A 15109-nucleotide genomic window follows, 5' to 3' on the forward strand; every position below is an offset into this window, starting at 1 on the left:
GAACGAACCCGCGAGCCGTCCTATCGAGACCTGAGGACCCGCCAGCGGAACCAGATCGCCTCGTCGCCCTGCGGTCCCTGGCCGCTGAGCACCACCCGGTAGCTCCCCGGCCGGGCCGGACGCTCGATGCGGAACGTGCGGTCGGACAGCGCCCTGACGCGCGGGTGGAGCGTGCGCGCGTGCGCGGTCCCCAGCCGGACCATGCTCGCGGTGAAGCGCCAGTGCGGCATGCCGAACCACATCCGCAGCGCCTGGCGCGTGCGGGCCGTGCGGAGCTGTGAGTCGGGCGGCGGGAAGCCGTCGCCGCATACCATGCTCGAGGTGCTCGGGTCGCTGGACGGTGCGGTCCAGCAGAACATCACCGGCCGGAAGTAGAGGTCGTGCGCGGGTGGTCGCAGCACGATCGGCGAAGGTGTCCGGCTCCAGGTGTACGACGGTGCGACGGCCGTCGCCGGATCGGGCGCGAGCGACGCGATCAGGACGATTCCGCCGACTGCCGCGAGGTGGTGATGCGTACGCATCGGACCTCCCTTCCCCCACTCTCGAGGGTAGGTCGCCACGCGGCCGCGGCGGAGGGGAACCCCGGTAGTTAAAGGAAAAAGTCAGCGGACGGCGACGGCGAACCGCTCGTCGGTGTAGCGGCGCAGGTTGCGCAGGAACCAGCGGAAGGCCGCGTTCGAGACGGCACCACTCAGCGGCATGAAGTAGCGACCCGGGCCGGTCACGTCGAGGGCGAGTGTCCAGGTGAGCCGGCAGCCCGACGGGGTCGCGACGACGTCGTACCTCTCGGCGAACGCGCGGATGGACTTCTCCGACGCCTCGTTGAACCGGAACGCCATCTGCGTGCCGGGGTTCCACACCAGGAACTCCTCGGCGCCGACCAGTCCGCCGCGCATCGTCACGTCGCGGGTCGTGCCGACGGTCGGTGGCATCGGGCTGGTCCAGCTGACGCCGGTGATGACCTTGGCCCAGCGTGGCCAGGCGTCCGCGTCGGCGAACACCTCGAAGAGCTGCTCGGGGGTGATGCCCAGCTCGACGGTGTTGCTGTAGCGGTGCGGGGCGGAGTCGACGTACTCGACGCCGACCTTGTCGCACGGGTGCAGGGAGGTCACGGGTCCAGGATAGAACAGGTTCTAGTTGGTTGCCGCCGGCGTACGCCGCGAGGACGCTCTGACCCGGAAGCGCACGCCACTCAGGATGGGCCCCGCGCTGGGCTCACCGGACATCCTGGCCTGGAGCAGGTCGAGCAGCGCGACCGTGGTGGCGGGGGAGTACAGCTCTGCGGCGGAGATGGCGGGACGGCTGTGCCGGGTGTGCTCGGAGTCGGAGTGCGCCGCCAGCATCGTCCGGCCGGGTACGTCGACCCCGCGCTCGCGCAGCGCGACGAGCGCTCCGAGCGCGTGCCGCCCGGTCTGGCACAGCAGTGCGTCCGGCACGCCGTCGTCGAGGATCCGGTGGGTGACCGCCTCGCTGCCCGCCACCGAGTCCCGCTCTGCGGCCAGGTAGACCCGTGGCGCGACCCCGTGCGCGTCACACCAGGCGCGGTAGACGGCCTCGTTGTCGATGTTCCACGCGTTCGGCTCGGTGCCGCGCAGGAAGACGACCGAGCGCGCGCCACCGGCCAGGAAGTGGTCGAGGATCTGGCGGCAGACGGTGACGTCGTCCTCCGACGCCCAGTCGGTGAAGTCCGGTCGGCCGGGGTCGCGGCCCAGCGTCACGTAGGGCATCCCGCGCCGCTCCAGGAGTGCGACGACCGGGTCGTCCACGTGGGGCGAGACGACGATGTAGCCGTCGAGCGACAGGGACAGCGGCGGGGTGGGCCGGCGGGTCAGGTCCGGGAGCAGCATCAGGCTCAGCCCGCGGTCCATGGCCTGCGCGGAGGCGCTCGCGATGTGGCGGCTGAACACGTCGACGCCCTCGGGGGCGTACTCGCCGAGGGTGTCGAGGGAGCGCACGACCATGCCGATGGCACCGACGGACGAGCGCCGCAGCCCGCGGGCCAGGGCGTCGGCCTGGTAGTCCATCTCGTCGGCGATCGCCCGCACCCGCAGCCGGGTGGCCGCGCTCAGGGTGCCGGTGTCGTTCAGCGCCATCGACACGGCGGCGATCGAGACGCCGGCCTTGCGCGCGACGTCGCGGATGGTCACGCCCTTGGCCCGCGCCATGGCTGCCCCCGTCCCCAGGTTTTTCGCAGGAGATCTCGAAGACCCATTGTATTAAACGTTTTACGTCCCTAGCGTCCCGCTCCATCATGAAGCTGCACGAGCTCACCACCAGCACGACCGACCCCGCTGCCCGCGGCCGGGAGATCGGCCATCGGTACGCCGACCAGGTCCGCGCCACGACGCGCGGATACCTCGCCCACTTCGCCGCGCTCGGCATCGACGAGGCGCAGGTCCGCGCCACCTCGGCATCGAGCACCGAGGCGCTCCGCGCCTGGTGGCCCGCGATGGCCGAGGAGACCGCCGGCATCGCCGAGGGCGCCGGCCTGGAGCCTTGGCAGGTCGAGGCCGTGGCCGCCCGCACCGAGGTCCTGGTCGCGGCCCCTGGCCCCGGCGAGTGCACGACGGCCGTCCTGGTTCCGCCCGGCGGTGGCGCCCCGGAGACCATCCAGACCTGGGACTGGCACGACAGCCTGTGCCCCGAGGGGCTCCTGCTCGACCTCACCACGGCCGCCGGACGCCGGGTCAAGCTCTTCACCGAGCTCGGCACGGCCGCGAAGATCGGCGTCAACGACGCCGGCCTCGGGCTGCACTTCAACATCCTGCGGCACCGCAGCGACCACGTCGCCGGCGGCGTCCCGGTCCACGCGATCGCCCGGCGCGTCCTCGAGGAGGCCGCCTCGGTCGCCGAGGCCGTGGAGATCGCCCGCTCGGCGACGCTCTCCGCGTCGACGGTCCTCACCGTCGCGTCGTACGCCGGCGGGGTGGGCGAGGCCGCCTCGATCGAGATGTCGCCCGCCGGCACCGCCGTGGTGAGGCCCGGCGCCGACGGCTGGCTGATCCACACCAACCACTTCCTGGACCCCGCGCTGGCCGAGGGCGAGGCTGGGACCCCCGAGTCGCTCTCCGAGGAGCGCCACGACCACGTGGCGGACCTGCGGACCACGATGGCCGGCCGCCGCTCCGCCGACCGGGCCGCCGCGTTCTGCGGTCCCGCGGGCAGTGACGCGCCGATCTGCATGCGGCCCGACACAGCGCTCCCGGACCACGAGCAGTGGGGCACGCTCCTCACGATCTGCCTGGACCTGCCGGGGTTCGCCCTCGACCACCGATCCGCCTCCCCGGACGTCGCCGCGCGCGACGGCCTGGCCCGCTTCTAGGAGCAGATCCCGTGTCCACCCACCTCTATCGCAACGCCCGCTTCTTCACCGCGGACAGCCGCCCCTGGGCGGAGGCCCTCGTGGTCGTCGGCGAGCGCATCGCGTACGTCGGCGACGCCACCACCGCCGCCCGGATCGCCGGCGACGACGCGATGATCCACGACCTCGACGGCGCAACCGTGCTGCCCGGCTTCGTCGACGGCCACGCCCACGTCGTCGGCACCGGCGAGGCCGCCGCCCAGGTCGACCTGTGGGGCGCGGGCTCCGTCGAGGAGATCCAGCGCCGGATCGCGCTCTGGTCGGCCGAGCACCCCGACGCTCCCCGGATCCTTGCCACCGGCTGGAAGCACGGGGACATCCCGGGAGGCGCGCCGGACCGCGGCATGCTGGACCAGGTCGTCAGTGATCGACCGGTCTACGCCCAGGCCTACGACTTCCACTCGATCTGGCTCAACACGGCCGCGCTGGCCGAGTGCGGGATCGGCGACACCACGGAGAACCCCGCGGGCGGGACCGTCCACCGTGGCGCCGACGGCGCCGCCACCGGGCTGGTCGACGAGACGGCCATGCACCGCCTGGTCTGGCCGGTGCTCGACGGCTTCGTCGGGCCCGCGGAACGGGCCGAGGCGCTGGCGACCGTGCTGGCGGCGTACGCCGCTGCGGGGGTGGTCGGCTCCACGGACATGGCTCTCGGCGAGCCCGACCACGAGACCCTGCGCGACGCCGATGCTCGCGGCGCCCTGACCACGCGGATCGCCGCGTTCTGGCGGATCCAGCCGACCGGCGACGTCGCCGAGAACCTCGCACAGGTCGAGCACGCCGCCGCCCTCGCCGCCCACGAGGCGACGCCCTTCCTCCGGGTCACCGGCATCAAGGTGATGGTCGACGGCACCGTCGACGGGTGCACGGCCGCCCTGGGCCACCCCTACGTCGACGGCTCCAACGCCGACCCGATCTGGAGCCTCGAGGAGCTCGCCCCCGTCGTCACCGCGGCCGACGCGGCGGGCCTCCAGGTGGCGATGCACGCCATCGGCGACGAGGCGGTCCGGGTCGCCATCGGCGCGGTCGAGCGAGCGGTCGCCGCCAACGGGCCGCGCGAGCGCCGGCACCGGATCGAGCACCTCGAGGTGGTCGACGCGGCCGACATCGAGCGACTCGCGGCGCTCGGCATCACCGCCAGCATGCAGCCGGTCCACGCCAACCCCGCGATGCAGGAGAACTGGCGCCGGGTGCTCGGTGACGCGCGCGTCGACCGCGGCTTCCCGTGGCCGGAGATGACCGACGCCGGGGCCCGGCTCGTGCTCGGGACGGACTCGCCGACCGCGCCGTACGCACCGCTGCCGAACATGTTCATCGCGGCCACCCGGCGCTCGCCCGAGGATCTCTCGCTGCCTGCGAACATCAGCCGCTACGCGCTCCCGCTCGCCGACGCGATCACCCACGCGACCCGTGACGCCGCCTGGGCCAGCCGCTCCGAGCACTGGCACGGCCGCCTCGCCGAGGGGCTGTACGCCGACTTCGTGGTGCTCGACCGCGACATCTTCGAGCGCCCCGCCGAGGAGCTCCTCGAGACCCGCGTGCTGCGCACCGTCGTCGGCGGCCGGGCCGTCTTCCGGGCGACGGGGGAGGTGCCGTCGTGAAGTTCGTCGCCGCCCGCCTGGCCGGCCTGCTCGGACCCCTGTTCGTCGCGAGCCTCGTCGTCACCGGCGCCCCGGCGGCGTTCGACTACGTCTTCTCCCCGTGGGCGGCGTACCTCGCCGGCACCGGGAGCTGACGGCTCAGCCCAGGGTCCGGGTCAGGAACACGCTGTTCGGATCCGGCACGTAGTCCGCGAACGGCGCGCACGGGACGAACCCGTGTGCGCCGTACAGCGCTCGGGCGGGGGTGAAGTAGTCCTCGACCCCCGTCTCCAGGCTGATCCGGCTCGCGCCCCGCTGCGCCGCCTCGGCGAGGACGTGCTCGAGCAGGGCGACCGCGACGCCCTGCCGCCGTGCGGCCGCGGAGGTGCGCATGGACTTGAGCTCGACCAGTCCGTCGGGGTGCGACTTCAGCGCCACGCAGCCGAGCAGCACGCCGTCGCGGCGGGCTGTCCAGAACGTCATCCCCGGGGCCCGCAGCGCCTCCGGGTCGAGGGCGTGCACGCTCTCCGGCGGCGAGGTCGCGTACATGTCGGCGAGGTGCTCCTCGAGCAGCGCGAGCACGTCCGGCCGCAGCGGGTCGTCGACGTCGATGATCACCGGGCTCTCCTGCACGGCACCAGTCTCGTGGAGGTCTAGCGTGGGCTCGTGACCGACCCCGCGGTGATCGAGATCAGCCGTCTGGTGAAGACCTTCGGCGCGTTCCAGGCCCTCGACGGGCTGGACCTGTCCGTGGCGCCGGGTGAGGTGCACGGCTTCCTCGGCCCCAACGGTGCCGGCAAGTCGACGACCATCCGGGTGCTGCTCGGCCTGCTCCGGGCCGACGCCGGGACCGTCCGGCTGCTGGGCGGCGACCCGTGGGCGGACGCGCCCACGCTGCACCGGCGGTTGGCGTACGTGCCGGGAGACGTCAGCCTGTGGCCCAACCTGTCGGGCGGTGAGATCGTCGACCTGCTCATCCGGATGCGCGGCGCGGACCCGCGGACGAGCCGTCGGGACGAGATGGTCGAGCGGTTCGCCCTGGACCCGACCAAGAAGGGCAGGGCGTACTCCAAGGGCAACCGGCAGAAGGTCGCCCTCGTCGCCGCGTTCGCGACCTCCCCGGACCTGCTGGTGCTGGACGAACCGACCTCCGGCCTGGACCCGCTGATGGAGCAGGTCTTCAACGACTGCGTGGCCGAGCACACCGCACGGGGTGCGACCGTGCTGCTGTCGAGTCACATCCTCAGCGAGGTCGAACGGCTCGCCGACCGGGTGACGATCATCCGCGAGGGCCGGGTCGTGGAGTCCGGCTCCCTGGGCGAGCTGCGGCACCTGCACCGCAGCAAGGTCGTGGCCGTAGTGTCCGGTCCGCCTCCGGAGCTGTCGGCGCTGGCGGGTGTGCACGACGTCGTCGCGTCCCCGGCCGACGGTGGGACCCGGGTGAGCTGCTCGGTCGAGCCCGAGGCGCTGGCCGGCGTACTCGCGGCGCTCGGGGCGGCCGGCATCGAGTCGCTCACGTCGACGCCGCCGAGCCTGGAGGAGCTCTTCCTCGACGCCTACCGCGACCGGGCGGGTGCCGGGCGATGAGCAGGCTGGCGGGCTTGGGCCTGTTGCTGCGCCTCGACCTGCGTCGCGACCGGGTCCTCGCGCCCGTGTGGGTCGGAGTGCTCGTGATGGTGACCGTCGCCTCGGCAGCCGCCACCCCCGCGCTGTACACGACCGAGGCTGACCTGGAGAAGGCGGCGGCCGCCCTCAACGGCAGCCCGGCGATCGTGGCGCTCTACGGCCCGATCCTCGACCCGACCAGCGTGGGCGAGGTGTCAATGACGAAGATGACGGTCCTCTACTCGCTGTTCGTCACGGTGTTCATGGTGGTGCTGGTACGCCGGCACACCCGGCTCGAGGAGGAGTCGGGTCGCACCGAGCTCGTCGGCGGTACGGCGGTCGGGCGCGACGCACCTCTGGTCGCGGCCGTCGTCGCGGCGCTGGGCTGGGCAGGGGTGCTGAGCGTCCTCGTAGCGGTGGGCAACGCGGTGTCGGGTCTGCCCCTGGCGGGCTCGATCGTGTTCGGGCTGATGTGGTTCGGCATCGCCCTCGTGGGGATCGGCGTGGGAGCCGTGACCGCTCAGCTCGCGGCCAGCGCGCGCACCTGCGCCTCGTGGGCCGCGGCGGTGCTCGGCGTCCTCTTCGTCCTGCGAGCGGCCGGGGACACCGGGCCCGGCTGGTTGAGCTGGTGCACCCCGTTCGGCTGGAACACCCAGGTGCGCGCGTGGTCCGACCCGCGGTGGTGGCTGCTGCCGGCGTACGTCGTGGTCGGGGGTGGCCTCGTCCTCGCGGCACTGGCGCTGCGGGCCCGCCGGGACCTCGGGTCGGGGCTGATCGCGGCCCGCCCCGGTCCGGCGTACGGGTCACCACGGTTGCGCGACGCGTTCTCCCTCGTGCTCCAGCTCCACGTCGCGCCGCTGGTGCTGTGGAGCATCGCCGTGGCGGTGATGGGTGCTTTGTTCGGCGCGATCACCCCCAGCCTCGGCGACTTCCTCGACGCGACCGCCGCCCAGCAGGTGCTGGACCGGCTCGGGGGAGCGCTGGTCGCGGCGATCCTGTCGATCGTGGCGATCCTGATCGGCTACTTCGCCGCGACGGTGCTGTCCCACGCGGGTCGCGACGAGCAGGACGGGCGCGCCGAGCTGGTGCTGGCCACGGCCACCTCGCGCGCCGGTTGGTTCGGTGCCTCGGTCGTCGTCGGGGTCCTCGGGGTGCTCTGGTTGCTGGCGCTCACCGGCATCGGCCTCTGGATCGGGTACGTCGCCGCATCCGGCCCGAGCATCGGCAACCTGGTCGTCGCGGCGGTGGCGTGGGCGCCGGCCGTCTGGGTGGTGGCTGCCCTTGGTGCGCTGTCGCTGGCCCTGCGGCCGTCGCTCGGCGTGCTGGTGTGGGTGTGGCCGGCCGCGTTCTTCGTCCTCACGATGGTCGGTGAGCTGGCGAAGGCGCCCGGGTGGCTGCTGGGCGTCTCGCCGTACCAGCACGTGCCGCAGCTGCCGGCCGCCTCCTGGTCCTGGCCCGCCGAGCTCGGGCTGACCGCGGTGGCGGCGGTCCTCCTCGGGATCGCGTTCTGGCGCTTCCGGGAGCGCGATATCGGCTGAAACGGGGTCCGGGTGCGCTAGTTTCCGAGCATGTGGCAGCCCGAGCCCGAGTGGGTGGCGCTTCCGGGTGGCGCCGGCACGTCCACCGTCGGCGTCTGGCGTGCCGCGTTCGGCGACCGGCCGGTGGTGATCAAGCGGCTGGCCGCCCCGGTCCCGGGCGACCCCGTGGAGCTGGGCGCTCCCGACCAGATCGGCTACTGGCGGCGCGAGGCGGACGTGCTGCTGACCGGGCTGACCGCGACCACGCCTGGCCTCCGCTCCGGCCCTGCCTCGGTGGAGGAGGACCCGGAGGGCATCACCATCGTGCGCGACTGGGTCGAGGACGGCGCGACGAGCGGCCTGTTCCTCGCCCTGGCCGTCGGCCGGTTCGCGGGCGCCGACCTGCCCCGGCCGAGGTTCCTCGCCCGGCACCTGCTGCGCGACCGGCTCTCCCGCGTCGCGCGGGCCGGCGGCTGGCCGACGCTCGCCCGCACGACCGTCGCCGACGTGGCCGACCACCTCTGGCGCCAGCGTGAGCGCCTCCTCGACCTGGTCGAGGCGCTGCCCCAGGTCCCTCAGCACGGGGACCCGACGGCCGCGAACCTCCCCGGGCGGGAGGGCGACGACGCCATCGCGATCGACTGGGGCACGCTCGGCACCGGCCCGGTCGGCGGCGACGTCGGCTACCTCTCGCTGTCCTCGCGCGAGGAGTTCGAGCCGCTGCTCGACGCCTACCTGCTGGGGTTGCCCCCGGGGACCGCCGACCGCGAGGACGTCGTCCTCGGCGCCCGCGTGGTCGCCGTCTACACAGCCCTCAGCCGCGCCGAGTGGGCCCTCGCCCGCGTGGCCCACGGCGAGGGCGCGCTGGCCTCGAAGTACCGCCACCCCGCCGTCGCCCCCCACCTGCGCACGCTTCAGCGCACCTTCCCGATGATGGAGGCCCTGCTGGCGGTCTGACCCTGGTGCGCGAGTTCAGGCTTCTGGTCGACCGAAACCAGGGCTTCGGTCGACCAGAAGTCCGAACTCGCGTGACCGGGAGGCCGAACTCGCGGAGGGGTCAGTGGGCGGTGCTGGGGTCGTCCAGGTTGCTGGCGCCGAAGGTGTTGCAGGCGTCGAGGTTGCCGGAGGTGTCTTGGTAGCCGGCCTGGAACCACGCCATCCGCTGGGCGGAGCTGCCGTGCGTGAACTGGCTCTGGTCGACCTGGCCGCCGACCCGCTTCTGGATGTAGTCGTCGCCGACCTCACCGGCGGCCTTGATCGCGTCGGAGATGTCCTGCTGGTTGATCTCGTCGAAGATGTTCACGCCGGCGGAGTCCTTGGTGGACGAGGCCGCATTCGACCACATGCCCGCGTAGCAGTCGGCCTGCAGCTCGAGGCGCACGGAGTCGCTGTCGGGGCCCTTCTGGGTGCGGACCTGGCTGATGGTGCCGAGGAGGTCCTGGATGTGGTGGCCGTACTCGTGCGCCACGACGTAGGCGCGCACGAAGCCGGTCGGGTCGATGCCGAGCTGCTGGCCGACGGTGTTGTAGAAGTCCTCGTCGAGGTAGATGTTCTTGTCGCCCGAGCAGTAGAACGGGCCGACGTCGGTGGTCGCGGTGCCGCAGCCGCCGGTGGTCACCGAGCCCTCGAAGGTGACGATGGACTTCTCGGGCTGGAAGCGGGCGCCCTCGGCCGAGAGCTTCTGGGCGAGGGACGGCTGCTTGGACCAGTAGTCGTAGAGCGAGTTCTCGATCGCGACGAGCGCGCACGGGATCGAGCTGTTCGCGTCCGCACCGGTCTTGCACTGGGCGTAGTCGGCGGAGTAGCTGCCGGCCGCGCGCACGGTCGTGCCGTGCTGGGCGAGCGAGGTGTTCACCACGCCGCCGACCCCTCCGCCGGCGTACAGCTTGATCAGGATGACGACGATGGCGATCACCACGCCGAGGCCGCCGCCGATGTGGGGGAGGCCGATGCCGCTGCCGCCGAGACCGCCGCCTCCGCCCATGCGGCCGCCGCCACCGCCGCCTCCACCGGCTTCGGTCATGCGGGACGTGTCGAGCCGAGCCTTCGGGTTGAACCGCACCATGGACGGCACTGTAGGGCAAATGTGCGTCTGCCCGGCGCGACGTGGGACGATGGGCGGGTCATGATCACGGTGCACCAGCTCGAGGTCCGGGTCGGTGCCCGCCTCCTCATGGAGAACGTCAGCTTCCGCGTCGCCGCGGGCGACAAGGTCGGTCTGGTCGGGCGCAACGGCGCCGGCAAGACCACCCTCACGAAGGTCCTCGCGGGCGACCACGAGGCCGCGTCAGGCACGGTGACGAGCACCGGCGAGCTCGGCTACCTGCCCCAGGACCCACGCGTGGGCGACCCGGAGGTCGCCGTACGGGACCGCATCCTGTCGGCCCGGGGGCTCGACGAGGCCGCGCGCCGCATGCGGCAGGCCGAGGAGCAGATGGCCTCGACCGACAAGAAGGTGCACGACAAGGGCATGCGCCGGTTCGCGCGCGCCCTGGACGACTTCGAGGCCGGCGGTGGGTACGCCGCCGAGGCCGAGGCCAAGCAGATCGCGAACGCCCTCGGGCTGCCCGAGCGGCTCTGGGAGCAGCAGCTGAAGACCCTGTCGGGCGGTCAGCGTCGCCGCGTCGAGCTGGTCCGCATCCTGTTCTCGCAGGCCGAGGTGCTCATCCTCGACGAGCCGACCAACCACCTCGACGCCGACTCGATCAACTGGCTGCGCGACTGGATGAAGACCTACAAGGGCGGCTTCATCGTGATCTCGCACGACAACGCGCTGCTGGAGGAGACCGTCAACAAGGTCTTCCACCTCGACGCCAACCGGGCCGTCATGGACATCTACAACATGGGCTGGAAGAACTACCTCTCCCAGCGCGAGACCGACGAGGCCCGCCGCAAGCGCGAGATGATGAACGCGCAGAACAAGGCCAAGACGCTCACCGACCAGGCCAACAAGATGCGCGCCAAGGCGTCCAAGGCCAGTGCCGCGCAGCAGATGCTCAAGCGCGCCGAGAAGCTCACCGCGAACCTCGAGGGCGAGCGCCAGGCCGACAAGGTCGCGGCGATCAAGTTCCCGTCGCCGGCGCCGTGCGGCAAGACTCCGCTCACCGCCCACGACCTGTCCCGCTCGTACGGCGCCCTCGAGGTCTTCACCGCCGTCGACCTGGCCGTCGACAAGGGCTCGCGGGTCGTCATCCTCGGCCTCAACGGTGCCGGCAAGACGACGATGCTGCGGATCCTCGCGGGCGTCGACGAGCCCGACACCGGCGAGGTCGTGCCGGGCCACGGGCTGAAGGTCGGCTACTACGCCCAGGAGCACGAGACGCTCGACGTCAAGCGCAGCGTCCTGGAGAACATGCAGTCCTCCGCGCCGAACCTCACCGACACCGAGGCCCGCACCGTGCTCGGCTCGTTCCTGTTCAGCGGCGAGGACGTGCACAAGCCCGCCGGCGTGCTGTCCGGCGGCGAGAAGACCCGGCTCGCGCTCGCGTCGCTCGTGGTCTCGCAGGCGAACGTGCTGCTCCTCGACGAGCCCACGAACAACCTGGACCCCGCCTCCCGCGAGGAGGTCCTCAACGCGATCCGTCGTTACGAGGGAGCGATCATCCTGGTCACCCACGACGAGGGCGCGGTCACCGCGCTCGAGCCCGACCGGGTCCTCATCCTCCCCGACGGCGTCGAGGACCTCTGGAGCGCCGACTACGCCGACCTGATCGCGCTCGCCTGACACAGGCCCCGGCCATGGCAGGCTGTGCGCCATGGCCACGTCCAACGACGCACGGTACGTCGGAGCGATCGACCAGGGCACGACGAGCACCCGCTTCATGGTGTTCGACCACGACGGCGCGGAGGTCGTGCGGCACCAGCTCGAGCACGAGCAGATCCTGCCGCGGGCCGGCTGGGTCGAGCACAACCCGATCGAGATCTGGGAGCGCACCGTCGCCGTCGTGCGGACCGCGCTCGCGAAGGCACGCCTGCAGGCCTCCGACCTCGCCGCGATCGGCATCACGAACCAGCGCGAGACCACGATCGTGTGGGACCCGCACACCGGTCGGCCGCTACACACGGCGATCGTCTGGCAGGACACCCGCTCCGACGCGATCACGGCGGCGCTGGACAAGGGCGGCCGCGGTGACGTGATCCGGCACAAGGCCGGGCTGCCGCCGGCGCCGTACTTCTCCGGCGGGAAGCTGCAGTGGCTGCTCGAGAACGTCCCCGGCCTCCGGGAGGCGGCCGAGCGCGGCGACGCCCTGTTCGGTACGCCGGACACGTGGCTGCTGTGGAACCTCACCGGAGGCGTCGACGGGGGAGTCCACCTCACCGACGTCACCAACGCCAGCCGCACGATGCTGATGGACCTGGAGACCCTCGACTGGGACGACGAGCTGCTCGGCATCTTCGGGGTCCCGCGCGCGATGCTCCCGCAGATCCGCGAGTCGTCCGCGGTCGAGCCCTTCGGCATGACCCGCGCCAACGGACCCCTCGGCGGCGAGGTGCCCATCACCGGCATCCTTGGCGACCAGCAGGCCGCCACCGTCGGGCAGGTGTGCTTCGCACCCGGCGAGGCCAAGAACACCTACGGCACGGGCAACTTCCTGCTGCTCAACACCGGCACCGACATCGTGCGGTCCCAGGCTGGGCTGCTCACCACGCCGGCGTACAAGCTGGGCGACGAGCCGTGCGTCTACGCGCTCGAGGGATCGATCGCGGTCACCGGCTCGGCGATCCAGTGGCTGCGCGACCAGCTCGGGATCATCAGCGGCGCGGGGGAGTCCGAGACGCTCGCCCGCCAGGTCGAGGACAACGGCGGCGTCTACTTCGTGCCCGCGTTCTCGGGGCTCTTCGCCCCGTGGTGGCGCTCCGACGCCCGTGGCGCGATCGTCGGGCTGTCGCGGTTCAACACCAACGCCCACGTCGCCCGGGCGACCCTCGAGGCGATCTGCTACCAGTCGCGCGACGTCGTCGACGCGATGACGCAGGACTCGGGCGTCCGGCTGGAGTGCCTCAAGGTGGACGGCGGCGTCACCGCGAACGAGCTCTGCATGCAGATCCAGGCCGACGTGCTCGGCGTACCGGTGAGCAGGCCGGTGGTGCCGGAGACGACCGCCCTGGGTGCGGCGTACGCCGCCGGGCTGTCGGTCGGCTTCTGGTCGTCCACCGACGAGCTGCGGCAGAACTGGCGCGAGGGCGCCCGCTGGACGCCACAATGGGACGACGAGCGCCGGGCGACCGGCTACGCGCAATGGCACAGAGCGGTGCAGCGAACCCTGGATTGGATCGAGGTCTGAGATGCTCCCCGCCGCACTGTCGCCCCGCGCCCGCACCGCCGCCCTGCGCAAGATGCAGGCACAGCACCTCGACCTGCTCGTGATCGGCGGAGGCGTGGTCGGCAGCGGCTGCGCCCTCGACGCCGCCACCCGCGGTCTCAACGTCGGCCTCGTCGAGGCCCGCGACTTCGCCTCCGGCACCTCCTCGCGCAGCTCGAAGCTGATCCACGGCGGCCTGCGCTACCTGGAGATGCTGGACTTCCGGCTCGTCGCCGAGGCGCTCAAGGAGCGGGGCCTGCTCATGCAGCGGCTCGCGCCGCACCTGGTGCGGCCGGTGCCGTTCCTCTACCCGCTCACCGGCCGCGGCTGGGAGCGGTGGTACGCCGGCAGCGGTGTGGCCCTCTACGACGCCCTGTCCAAGGCGAGCGGCTACGGCCAGACGACGCCGGTGCACAAGCACCTGACCCGGCACGGTGCGCGCAAGGCGTTCCCGTCGCTGCGCAAGGACGCCCTGGTCGGCGCGATCCGCTACTACGACGCCCAGGTCGACGACGCCCGGCACACGATGTTCCTGGCCCGCACCGCTGCGACGTACGGCGCCGCGGTCGCCTCCCGCACCCGCGTCGTGGGGCTGCTCAAGGAGAGCGAGCGGGTCGTGGGCGCGCGGGTGGTGGACCTGGAGACCGGTCGCGAGTTCGAGATCCGTGCCTCGCAGGTGATCAACGCGACCGGCGTCTGGACCGACGAGACCCAGGCGATGGCCCGGGAGCGCGGCCAGTTCAAGGTCCGGGCGTCGAAGGGCATCCACCTCGTCGTCCCGCGCGACCGGATCCGCGGCGAGACCGGGCTGATCCTGCGCACCGAGACCTCCGTGCTCTTCGTGATCCCGTGGAAGCGGCACTGGATCATCGGCACCACCGACACCGACTGGGAGCTGTCCAAGGACCACCCCGCGGCGAGCTCGAAGGACATCGACTACCTGCTCGAGCACGTCAACGGCGTGCTCGAGGTGCCGCTGACCCGCGACGACGTCGAGGGCGTGTACGCCGGCCTCCGCCCGCTCCTCGCCGGCGAGGACGCCGCCACGTCCAAGCTCTCGCGCGAGCACGCGGTCGCGCACTCCGTGCCCGGGCTGGTCGTGGTCGCGGGCGGCAAGTACACGACGTACCGGGTGATGGCGAAGGACGCCGTCGACGAGGCCGTCCACGGTCTGCAGGCGGTTCAGGGCCGCACCGTGGGCGGGTGCGTGACCGAGGACATCCCGCTGGTCGGGGCGGACGGCTACGCGGCGCTGTGGAACCAGCGTCGGTCGCTGGCGGCCAGCTCCGGGCTGGCGATCAACCGCATCGAGCACCTGCTGGAGCGCTACGGCTCGATGGTGCTCGAGATCCTCGACCTCATCGCCGCCGAGCCCGACCTCAAGGAGCCGCTGCCGGGGGCCGAGGACTACCTGCAGGTCGAGGCGGTCTACGCGGTCACGCACGAGGGCGCCCGGCACCTCGACGACATCCTGACCCGCCGCCTGCGCGTGTCCTTCGAGACCTTCGACCGGGGAGCCGCCGCGGCGCCGTACGTCGCCGACCTGGTCCGCGGCCACCTCGGCTGGGACTCCGCCCAGCACACCCGCGAGCTGCAGCACTACCTCAAGCGGGTCGAGGCGGAGCGCGAGAGCCAGCGCCAACCCGACGACCTCACCGCCGATGCCGCCCGGAAGGGCGCACCCGACGTCGTGCCGGTGACGCACCTGGCCGAGGCCGGGGTGGAGTGAGCGTCTCCTAGGCT

14 protein-coding genes are annotated in these 15109 nt (G+C 72.4%); 9 read left to right on the forward strand and 5 right to left on the reverse strand.

All coding sequences use genetic code 11. The features are described 5' to 3' along the window. Positions 1-20: 20 nt before the first annotated feature. From ACYVAQ_RS21690 to ACYVAQ_RS21700, 3 genes are all read right to left on the reverse strand, one after another. Positions 21-521: a hypothetical protein gene (locus ACYVAQ_RS21690; RefSeq protein WP_460792640.1), complete on the reverse strand. Its 501-nt coding sequence runs from the start codon at positions 519-521 to the stop codon at positions 21-23. An 81-nt stretch (positions 522-602) separates the two neighbouring features. Then, a complete protein-coding gene (locus tag ACYVAQ_RS21695) occupies positions 603-1112 on the reverse strand; it encodes an SRPBCC family protein (protein WP_460792642.1) in 510 nt (169 codons plus the stop codon). 21 nt (positions 1113-1133) lie between these two features. After that, positions 1134-2165 carry a LacI family DNA-binding transcriptional regulator gene (locus ACYVAQ_RS21700; RefSeq protein WP_460792643.1) on the reverse strand — a complete coding sequence of 344 codons (1032 nt, stop codon included), beginning with the start codon at positions 2163-2165 and terminating at the stop codon, positions 1134-1136. Between the two features lie 86 nt (positions 2166-2251). Here ACYVAQ_RS21700 and ACYVAQ_RS21705 point away from each other — a divergent pair, with 86 nt between their 5' ends. From ACYVAQ_RS21705 to ACYVAQ_RS21715, 3 genes are read left to right on the forward strand one after another with little or no spacing between them, the layout of a single operon-like run. Continuing rightward, entirely contained in the window at positions 2252-3322 is a 1071-nt protein-coding gene (locus tag ACYVAQ_RS21705; protein WP_460792644.1) for a C45 family autoproteolytic acyltransferase/hydolase, read from the forward strand. Between the two features lie 11 nt (positions 3323-3333). Then, entirely contained in the window at positions 3334-4962 is a 1629-nt protein-coding gene (locus tag ACYVAQ_RS21710; RefSeq protein WP_460792646.1) for an amidohydrolase, read from the forward strand. Next, positions 4959-5096, forward strand: a complete 138-nt coding sequence (locus ACYVAQ_RS21715; protein ID WP_460792647.1) for a hypothetical protein — start codon at positions 4959-4961, stop codon at positions 5094-5096. Before ACYVAQ_RS21710 ends, ACYVAQ_RS21715 begins: the two co-directional genes overlap by 4 nt. Before the next feature lie 4 nt (positions 5097-5100). Here the strand turns inward: ACYVAQ_RS21715 and ACYVAQ_RS21720 are convergent, their stop codons facing one another. Further along, complete coding sequence (locus ACYVAQ_RS21720) at positions 5101-5574, reverse strand: GNAT family N-acetyltransferase (protein WP_460792648.1); 474 nt, start codon at positions 5572-5574, stop codon at positions 5101-5103. Between the two features lie 33 nt (positions 5575-5607). Between ACYVAQ_RS21720 and ACYVAQ_RS21725 the strand changes: the two genes are divergently transcribed. From ACYVAQ_RS21725 to ACYVAQ_RS21735, 3 genes are read left to right on the forward strand one after another with little or no spacing between them, the layout of a single operon-like run. Further along, the gene (locus ACYVAQ_RS21725) at positions 5608-6528 is read left to right on the forward strand and encodes an ABC transporter ATP-binding protein (protein WP_460792649.1); all 921 of its coding nucleotides are present in this window, start codon (positions 5608-5610) and stop codon (positions 6526-6528) included. Next, positions 6525-8084, forward strand: coding sequence for an ABC transporter permease (locus ACYVAQ_RS21730; protein ID WP_460792650.1), 1560 nt, complete (start codon positions 6525-6527; stop codon positions 8082-8084). Before ACYVAQ_RS21725 ends, ACYVAQ_RS21730 begins: the two co-directional genes overlap by 4 nt. Before the next feature lie 30 nt (positions 8085-8114). Then, positions 8115-9020, forward strand: a complete 906-nt coding sequence (locus ACYVAQ_RS21735; protein ID WP_460792651.1) for a phosphotransferase — start codon at positions 8115-8117, stop codon at positions 9018-9020. 100 nt (positions 9021-9120) lie between these two features. On the opposite strand, the gene ypfJ is transcribed toward ACYVAQ_RS21735, so the two are convergent. Next, positions 9121-10128, reverse strand: coding sequence for a KPN_02809 family neutral zinc metallopeptidase (gene ypfJ, locus ACYVAQ_RS21740; protein WP_460792652.1), 1008 nt, complete (start codon positions 10126-10128; stop codon positions 9121-9123). Positions 10129-10188: 60 nt separating this feature from the next. Between ypfJ and abc-f the strand changes: the two genes are divergently transcribed. Genes abc-f through ACYVAQ_RS21755 form a run of 3 tightly spaced genes read left to right on the forward strand, consistent with a single transcriptional unit; the run spans position 10189 to position 15095 of the window. After that, the gene (gene abc-f / locus ACYVAQ_RS21745) at positions 10189-11787 is read left to right on the forward strand and encodes a ribosomal protection-like ABC-F family protein (protein ID WP_460792653.1); all 1599 of its coding nucleotides are present in this window, start codon (positions 10189-10191) and stop codon (positions 11785-11787) included. Between the two features lie 31 nt (positions 11788-11818). Beyond that, positions 11819-13348 carry a glycerol kinase GlpK gene (glpK, locus tag ACYVAQ_RS21750; protein WP_460792654.1) on the forward strand — a complete coding sequence of 510 codons (1530 nt, stop codon included), beginning with the start codon at positions 11819-11821 and terminating at the stop codon, positions 13346-13348. A 1-nt stretch (position 13349) separates the two neighbouring features. Further along, a complete protein-coding gene (locus tag ACYVAQ_RS21755; protein WP_460792655.1) occupies positions 13350-15095 on the forward strand; it encodes a glycerol-3-phosphate dehydrogenase/oxidase in 1746 nt (581 codons plus the stop codon). Positions 15096-15109: the final 14 nt, after the last annotated feature.

It is taken from the genome of Nocardioides maradonensis (genome assembly GCF_054777115.1).

Bases quoted from the DNA above. Each gene is read 5' to 3' on its own strand.
- ACYVAQ_RS21690 (WP_460792640.1), bottom strand. From the start codon at position 521: ATGCGTACGCATCACCACCTCGCGGCAGTCGGCGGAATCGTCCTGATC.
- abc-f (WP_460792653.1), top strand. From the start codon at position 10,189: ATGATCACGGTGCACCAGCTCGAGGTCCGGGTCGGTGCCCGCCTCCTC.
- ACYVAQ_RS21730 (WP_460792650.1), top strand. From the start codon at position 6,525: ATGAGCAGGCTGGCGGGCTTGGGCCTGTTGCTGCGCCTCGACCTGCGT.
- ACYVAQ_RS21735 (WP_460792651.1), top strand. From the start codon at position 8,115: ATGTGGCAGCCCGAGCCCGAGTGGGTGGCGCTTCCGGGTGGCGCCGGC.
- ACYVAQ_RS21700 (WP_460792643.1), bottom strand. From the start codon at position 2,165: ATGGCGCGGGCCAAGGGCGTGACCATCCGCGACGTCGCGCGCAAGGCC.
- glpK (WP_460792654.1), top strand. From the start codon at position 11,819: ATGGCCACGTCCAACGACGCACGGTACGTCGGAGCGATCGACCAGGGC.
- ACYVAQ_RS21705 (WP_460792644.1), top strand. From the start codon at position 2,252: ATGAAGCTGCACGAGCTCACCACCAGCACGACCGACCCCGCTGCCCGC.
- ACYVAQ_RS21755 (WP_460792655.1), top strand. From the start codon at position 13,350: ATGCTCCCCGCCGCACTGTCGCCCCGCGCCCGCACCGCCGCCCTGCGC.
- ypfJ (WP_460792652.1), bottom strand. From the start codon at position 10,128: ATGGTGCGGTTCAACCCGAAGGCTCGGCTCGACACGTCCCGCATGACC.